The organism is Bacillus sp. JJ1609 (genome assembly GCF_036967045.1).
GTDB lineage: Bacteria > Bacillota > Bacilli > Bacillales > Cytobacillaceae > Mesobacillus.
The window spans coordinates 144,810-151,997 of record NZ_JBALSS010000008.1; the positions used below are offsets into that span (position 1 = coordinate 144,810).

Annotated in this window: 7 protein-coding genes; 3 read left to right on the forward strand and 4 right to left on the reverse strand. The window is 41.9% G+C overall.

Going from position 1 to position 7,188, the window contains the following annotated elements; translation table 11 throughout:
* Positions 1-144 precede the first annotated feature (144 nt).
* On the forward strand, positions 145-651 hold the full coding sequence (locus V7654_RS09450) for an antibiotic biosynthesis monooxygenase family protein (protein ID WP_335430092.1): 507 nt from the start codon (positions 145-147) through the stop codon (positions 649-651).
* A 32-nt stretch (positions 652-683) separates the two neighbouring features.
* Here the strand turns inward: V7654_RS09450 and V7654_RS09455 are convergent, their stop codons facing one another.
* The 3 genes from V7654_RS09455 to liaF are packed head-to-tail and all read right to left on the reverse strand — an operon-like array spanning position 684 to position 3,176.
* Positions 684-1,325 carry a response regulator transcription factor gene (locus V7654_RS09455; protein ID WP_335430093.1) on the reverse strand — a complete coding sequence of 214 codons (642 nt, stop codon included), beginning with the start codon at positions 1,323-1,325 and terminating at the stop codon, positions 684-686.
* A complete protein-coding gene (locus tag V7654_RS09460; RefSeq protein ID WP_335430094.1) occupies positions 1,325-2,368 on the reverse strand; it encodes a sensor histidine kinase in 1,044 nt (347 codons plus the stop codon). Before V7654_RS09460 ends, V7654_RS09455 begins: the two co-directional genes overlap by 1 nt.
* A 10-nt stretch (positions 2,369-2,378) precedes the next feature.
* Entirely contained in the window at positions 2,379-3,176 is a 798-nt protein-coding gene (gene liaF, locus V7654_RS09465; protein ID WP_335430095.1) for a cell wall-active antibiotics response protein LiaF, read from the reverse strand.
* A gap of 334 nt (positions 3,177-3,510) precedes the next feature.
* On the opposite strand from liaF, the gene V7654_RS09470 reads away from it, so the two are divergent.
* Both V7654_RS09470 and V7654_RS09475 read left to right on the forward strand, forming a co-directional pair.
* On the forward strand, positions 3,511-4,902 hold the full coding sequence (locus tag V7654_RS09470; protein ID WP_335430096.1) for a hypothetical protein: 1,392 nt from the start codon (positions 3,511-3,513) through the stop codon (positions 4,900-4,902).
* A 146-nt stretch (positions 4,903-5,048) separates the two neighbouring features.
* The gene (locus tag V7654_RS09475; RefSeq protein WP_438825277.1) at positions 5,049-6,266 is read left to right on the forward strand and encodes a M20 family metallopeptidase; all 1,218 of its coding nucleotides are present in this window, start codon (positions 5,049-5,051) and stop codon (positions 6,264-6,266) included.
* A 20-nt stretch (positions 6,267-6,286) separates the two neighbouring features.
* Here the strand turns inward: V7654_RS09475 and V7654_RS09480 are convergent, their stop codons facing one another.
* Positions 6,287-7,009: an EcsC family protein gene (locus V7654_RS09480; RefSeq protein WP_335430097.1), complete on the reverse strand. Its 723-nt coding sequence runs from the start codon at positions 7,007-7,009 to the stop codon at positions 6,287-6,289.
* Positions 7,010-7,188 lie beyond the last annotated feature (179 nt).

Here is a 7,188-nt window from a genome sequence, read left to right on the forward strand (position 1 = left end):
CCCTCCGCTCCAAACAACAGGTGCTAAAATCAACATTGATCTTTAACTCAGCTAAATTTTAAAAAGCATTCAAGATTAGGTTTAGTTCCCTCAAATTAGTATAATTACAGTATTGAATGTAATTTTTTAATGAGGTGAAAAAAGATGAATGTGTATATAACTTCTGGCACAGCAGACTATCTGATGAAATTTAAAGAGCAACATCCTGAAGAGACTCTTGTTTTAATGAACAATAATGAATCAGCAATCCTTGTCCACGAGACAAATGGAGCAAGCTTGTTCAATGAGCCAAGAAAATATGAAGTGATTGATACCGCAGGTTCACTTGACCAGCCTGGTTTCTCGGTTTTCAACAATATACCGGTTACAGATGAAGGACGCCCGCTGTTCGAGAACCGCTTTTTAAACAGACCGAGGCTAATAGAGAATGAACCAGGTTTTAAAGCCATTCGTGTCCTTCGCCCACTGTCATCCAATACTTATATTATTTTGACTGTTTGGGAAAATGAAGGAGCATTCGAAAATTGGCAGAAATCGAAAGCATATGATCATGCTCACAAAAACCGCGGAACAGAAGCTGGTATCGATAACGCAAAACCGCACATATTCGAGAGTGCTTCGTATGTTTCCAAGTATTATATTGGAGAATAGTAAATGGGAGGCGTAAGTGCGCCTCCCATTTTTTATGGATTTTTTACTAACCCATTCCTATTTGCATATACGGCAGCCTGTGTTCTGTCGGAAATCCCTAGTTTGCCAAGTATATTTGAGACATGAGTCTTTACGGTTTTGACTCCTATATAGAGTTCTTCACTGATCTGCTGGTTTGTCATCCCTTCTCCAATACACTTCAGCACATCAAGCTCGCGTTCTGTCAGTTCACTGTGAGGTTTCCTATCCTGGGATCTGAGCCTGTTCATCATCCGGTTCGCTACCTTGGGCTCAATCACAGGTTCACCTTTTGCCGCCTTCTCAATCGCATTGATAATTTCAGAAGCCGTAGCTGTTTTCAGCATGTAACTGAAAGCCCCAGCCTCAATAGCTGGAAAGACCTGTTCATCATCATAGAAGCTTGTGATGATGATAACTTTGCATTCAGGACGGAAGCTTAAGATTTCCCTGGTCGCATCGATTCCAGTGCCACTTTCCATTAAGAGATCCATTAATACTACATCCGGCATTGTTTCTTTTACAAGTGCTACGGCTTTTTTGCCGCTGTCTGCTTCACCGACAATCTCGATTCCCGGTTCTGTGGCTAAATAGGACAATATGCCTTTGCGCACCATCTCATGATCATCTACAACAGCAACTCTTATTTTCTCCATTACTCTTCCCTCCTCATTGCCGGTATCCGAATATCAATATATGTTCCTTCTTTTTCTTTTGACCTGATGTTATATGTACCGCCGATTTGTTCACATCGCTCTCGCATTGTCTTTAACCCATAAGATGCCATCCGTTCGTTATGGATGTTAAAACCTTTCCCATTGTCGCCAATGAATAAATGAATATAGGTATCTTCTTCAGACAGCACTAGTTTTACCTTCGAGGCATCCGCATGTCTAAGTATGTTTGAAAGAGCTTCCTGCACGATCCGAAAAATATGCTCTTCCCCAGCTTTGGATAGATTTTCAATTTCATCGACGCTTGCCTCAAAATTAAGGCTTGTTTTTTGCTTAAGCTCCTGAATCAGCTTGACAATGCCATCGCAAAGGCTCTCACCACTCAATTGGACTGGCCTCAAATGGAGGAGCAAAGCTCGCATTTCTCCCTGAGCTTTAACCGCAATCTCTGATATTTGCTCCAATTGCTGCTTTGCCTTCTCCGGATTTTGTTCAAATAATCGCAGTGAGGCTGAAGACATCATACTTAGAGCAAATAGCTGCTGGCTTACAACATCGTGAAGATCTCTTGCAAGGCGCTGTCTTTCTTCCATGATCGCAGCCGCCCTTGCTGTTTGTGAAAGCTCTGTTTTTTCCTCGGCAAGCCTCTGCAGAGAATGAACCTGTTCTTGAAAATGTTCTGATAGCTGATTGAGTTCCTCGGAGATTAACCCTATTTCATCCTTTTCATAGGTTATGATTCTTTCACTGAATTTCCCTCTGCGAAGTGTGGTAACGAATAATAAGATATCCCCAAGACGCCCTTTGATTAAATAGCTTCCTCTTAGTCCAAAGTATAGACCGGCAGAAGCCAATATAATAAAACAATAAAGCCACAGCAAAAAAGTCATTTTCGTTGTCAGTCCGCTATGTGGTTCTATATATAAGTAGATTTGCAGTCCTATAAAAAGAACGAGTGAAGAGATGAAAGCCATCATCAAAAACGTCTGTATAAACCAAAACCGGATACTGGACATTTGCTTCATATTCTTCCCCCTAAACCCGGTCAATTCGAATCGAACCCACCTTGAGCTCTACGGTTATATTCAATTTCCTTAGAGCTTCATCGTAGTTATCGGACTTATATGTGATCACATGCTTTATTTGATCTGGTGCATAATCAAAAACCTTACATTCTCCAACGCTCACAGAAGCATTGATCATCACCGGAACATCTTCCGGAATGATCATTTTCACATCGCCAATCCAGCCCTTCACTTTGACTGGCGTTTCCTTTTCCGGTATGAATCCCTTGCTGAAATCCATGAAATAATCCCCGACCATATTGAACAAATCAATTGGCTCGACTGCCCAATTTTGCTTCTTGAAATTTACATCCCCCACCGAGATTCCCCTGATTCTCTTTAAAGAGGTGGAATCATGATACCCTGCAGTATCTTCACCCTCTTTTTCCAAAGGAAACTCTGTATTAAAGCTGACTTTCATTTTGTTCTTATTAAAAAGCATACTAATGCCAAAATAGATCAGCATTACCGGCCATAGTTTCCAAACATCAAGAAATTGAAATGCTAACACACCTAATCGATCCAGGATCAGCAGCGCAGAAAAAATAAGAATAAATGAGCTCCAGCCAAAATGGCGTTTTTTTAACATGAAAGAATTTATTAATTCCACACATCCGTAAACAAACAATATAAAAGGATAGGAAACGACAAATAGCTCTTTTATTTCCAAGGAAATGACACCAATATTTACCAATAAAAGAATAATACCTAGACCAGATAATATAACGGCAAACGCCACCTGGTTCATTGAACGATTTCGCAACTGCATTCCCTTCTTTCTTCCTATCCTAATCTCTTATTCTTTTTCGAAGGAAAAAATCCCTCTTTTCCTTTGAATTTTTGGCTTCCTGTTAAATAGGACTGTTGATTTCAATAATCATTGAACTGTTAACTCATTCTTTATTTTAAAGGATGAATGGCTGTTTTTCGCCCCGCCTGAGACAGTGTTGTCCTCCGTCTAGAGGCTGAAAAAAATAAAATCCCATCCTCCTCACAACTTTAATTGTTCATCATATCCTGTAGTACTCAATTAGGGAATTTGCCTATTTAGAAGAGAAGAGAGGCAGATTCAATTACTTATACTATGGGAGGAGAATGGTTGTATGGCTATAGAGTTAACGGCACTCCATTGGATATATGTTTTATTTATTTTCTTGATCATCGGATTCATGGTCATGAAAAGAGATACATCATTCATATCCATCATCGGCATTTTTTTATTAGCCGTAGTTGCGACAGGATCCTTAAGTGGATCGGTCAGCAGTATTTTCAATAGCTTCATATATGCGATAACCGAGCTATTGCCCACTATTCTTGTCATTTCCATTATTGTTGCCATGAGCCGCACCTTGACGGTAACAGGAATAAACGATGCGATGATCTCACCTTTTGCCAAACTGATCCGGACACCGGCACTTGCTTATTGGACGATCGGTATATTAATGATGGTGATTTCCTGGTTTTTCTGGCCTTCACCTGCTGTTGCGTTGATGGGCGCGGTCCTTTTGCCAGTTGCAGTCAGGGTTGGTCTACCCGCACTGGGTGTAGCCGTTGCAATGAACCTATTCGGCCACGGCATTGCCCTCTCCGGGGATTTCGTCATCCAGGCTGCACCTAAATTGACTGCCGATGCAGCTGGCATTCCGGTCAGCTCGGTAGTGCAAGCAAGTATCCCGCTCGTTATTGTAATGGGTGTGGTGACAACCATTACAGCTTTTTATTTATTAAAAAGAGATATGAAGAACGGCAAACTCAAGAGTGGAGAAGCAATAGAATCAGATATTGTAAAAACAAGTGATCCGAATCTGCTGTCTGCTGGAAGCAAAAAGTTTTTCGCATTCTTGATCCCAATACTGTTTGCTGCTGATGTAGCAGCTATGTCCATCCTCAACCTTCAAGGAGGTGACGCAACTGCACTTATTGGCGGCACGTCCATTTTCATCCTGCTGCTCATTTCGCTTGCAGCCCACAAAAACAATGGCCTTGAAAAAACCACTAGTTATCTTATTGAGGGATTCCAGTTTGGCTTCAAGGTTTTTGGACCCGTCATCCCGATTGCTGCATTCTTCTATCTTGGTGATTCAGGATTCACCAAAATCATTGGAGAATTTCTCCCGCAAACTTCGCAAGGTATCGTTAATGATCTAGGGGTTGCTTTAGCTCACATAGTTCCATTGAACGCTGAAGTAGGAGCAGTTACACTGACTGCTGTTGGAGCAATCACGGGACTTGATGGATCTGGTTTTTCAGGGATTTCACTCGCCGGATCCGTTGCATCCATTTTCTCGACTGCAATAGGTGCAGGAGCTGCGACTTTGACAGCTCTAGGCCAGATTGCTGCCATTTGGGTTGGCGGCGGCACACTCGTTCCATGGGCCCTTATTCCTGCAGCCGCTATTTGCGGGGTCGATCCATTTGAATTAGCCAGAAGGAACCTGATCCCGGTTACCATTGGCCTGATCGTCACCACTATTTTTGCGATGTTCCTTATTTAAAATACTGGAGTCACATGACTCTGTTTATATATGAAGCTTCCAATCTGGAAGCTTCTTTTTGCTGAATGAGAGAATGGCTTTATATTATGATTATATAAATGCTATAATTATTTAAATTATCAAATTACTTTTTTCATGAGGAGGAGATGGATCAAGTGCAGGATCAGCTGTTTAGCCAAATCGAGAATTTATATCCGGAAATGGTGGAAATCCGCCGCTTTATGCACCAGCATCCTGAATTATCTTTTCAGGAAGTGAACACAGCAAACTATATTCAATCTTACTATGAAAAACTCGGCGTTGAAGTACGAGGAAATGTCGGAGGCAATGGAGTCGTTGCTAAAATTCATGGCTCAAAGCCTGGAAAAACTGTTGCACTAAGAGCTGACTTTGATGCATTGCCTATTCAAGACGAAAAGGATGTCCCTTACAAGTCACTGGTTCCCGGTGTGATGCATGCATGTGGGCATGATGGGCATACTGCCGCATTATTGGTGCTCGCCAAAGTTCTACACGAGTCCAGGGAAAACCTGCATGGTACATATGTAATGATCCATCAGCATGCCGAGGAATATGCTCCAGGTGGGGCTATTTCAATGATTGAGGATGGCTGTCTGGAAGGTGTAGATGTTATATTTGGTACACATTTATGGGCATCTGAAACGACTGGAACCATTCAATATCGAATCGGGCCGATCATGGCTGCAGCTGACCGATTTGAAATAGCAATCCAGGGCAAGGGCGGACATGGTGCACAACCGCATAAAACGAAAGATGCCATCCTTGCAGGTTCGCAACTCGTTACGAATCTTCAGCAAATCGTGAGCAGACGAGTAAATCCTGTTGATTCTGCAGTCGTAAGCGTTGGATCCTTCATGGCTGACAATGCTTTTAACGTAATTGCCGATAAAGCAAAGCTAATTGGTACAGTCAGGAGTTTTAATGAAAGTACCAGAGAGTTCATCGCGACTGAAATAGAAAAAATCATCAACGGAACATGCATCACAATGGACTGTTCCTATGATTATGTCTTTCACAGAGGCTATCCTCCCGTTGTAAACCATGCTGCGGAAACAGAATTCCTGATTGATTGTGCATCTAAGGTGCCTGAGGTGAAGAAAATAGAAGAAACAGAACCGCAAATGGGCGGCGAAGACTTTGCCTACTATTTGCAGCATGTAAAGGGCACCTTCTTCTTCACCGGAGCAAAACCGCAAACAGATGAGGCCTACCCTCATCATCATCCAATGTTTGATTTTGATGAAAAAGCCATGGTGATTGCAGCAAAGACATTATGCTCTGCTGCCCTTCACTATCAATCATATGAAAAGGCTCGCCAGGAAAAGCATGAAACTCTAGCCTAAATGCAAAACACCCCTGCAGGTTAAGTCTGCGGGGGTGTTTTTAATATCCTCAATCTATATGCATTCATCGCGGTTTCTCCAAGTTGATCGAGAAGATTATAATTGGCATATGCACCTACTACCGCCCCGATGCCAGGCATCATTTGCAGCATTTTTACCAAGTCAATATAATCCCTGTACTCCTGCTGGAACTCCTGCCAATCGACTTCAATCAGCTGGGCTTTCTTCCCCTCCCAATTCTCAATCATTTCGAGTGTTACTTTCCGTTTTTCATCACTTGAGAAGGCAAGCTGGAATACATAAAGAATGAACAGCCTTTCTTCATAATTTGAAGGATCATAACCATATATCGATGCCGCCTCAAATAAAAATTTCATTTTGATCGACAAAAGAAGCGGGAAGTCAGCCATTCCAAGCAAAAAGCCGCCAGCACCGGTACCGGCACCTTCAACAGCTGCTGTTTTTCGAAATCCAGCAAGTTTCTTTTGGAGAAGTTCATCTTTTTCTGCCAGTGTCTGCCCTGCACCCTGCTGTTTTTTAGTCGTAAAGTTGGAGCCAGCAAGCGTCGCTTTTACCATATTTTTAATGCTCTCTGTGAGAATGTGATGGACCTTTTCCGGAATCATCTGGTTGACTTTGGTCTGTGCTTTCTTGGAAGCACGTGCTAAAAAACCTGAGCGTTTTATTAATTTCCGTTTCCAATCGAGCACATCTTCGTACACCTTCAGCTCATATTCATTCAACGTTTTTCACCCCTTGTGGATACTACGCCTGAAACGATAAATAGTTTCAAAAAAATCCATTTCATAAGCGCTGATGCATTAATGAAATGGATTTTGAATTAGTTTGTTATTTGATATTACTCTTTATAAAACCTACATAATTTTTCGACTCTGTTAAACTGGACTGTTGATTTCCGCTC

Coding starts and splice junctions, on each gene's coding strand:
- V7654_RS09450 (WP_335430092.1), top strand. CDS start 145: ATGAATGTGTATATAACTTCTGGCACAGCAGACTATCTGATGAAATTT.
- V7654_RS09455 (WP_335430093.1), bottom strand. CDS start 1,325: ATGGAGAAAATAAGAGTTGCTGTTGTAGATGATCATGAGATGGTGCGC.
- V7654_RS09460 (WP_335430094.1), bottom strand. CDS start 2,368: ATGAAGCAAATGTCCAGTATCCGGTTTTGGTTTATACAGACGTTTTTG.
- liaF (WP_335430095.1), bottom strand. CDS start 3,176: ATGCAGTTGCGAAATCGTTCAATGAACCAGGTGGCGTTTGCCGTTATA.
- V7654_RS09470 (WP_335430096.1), top strand. CDS start 3,511: ATGGCTATAGAGTTAACGGCACTCCATTGGATATATGTTTTATTTATT.
- V7654_RS09475 (WP_438825277.1), top strand. CDS start 5,049: ATGGATCAAGTGCAGGATCAGCTGTTTAGCCAAATCGAGAATTTATAT.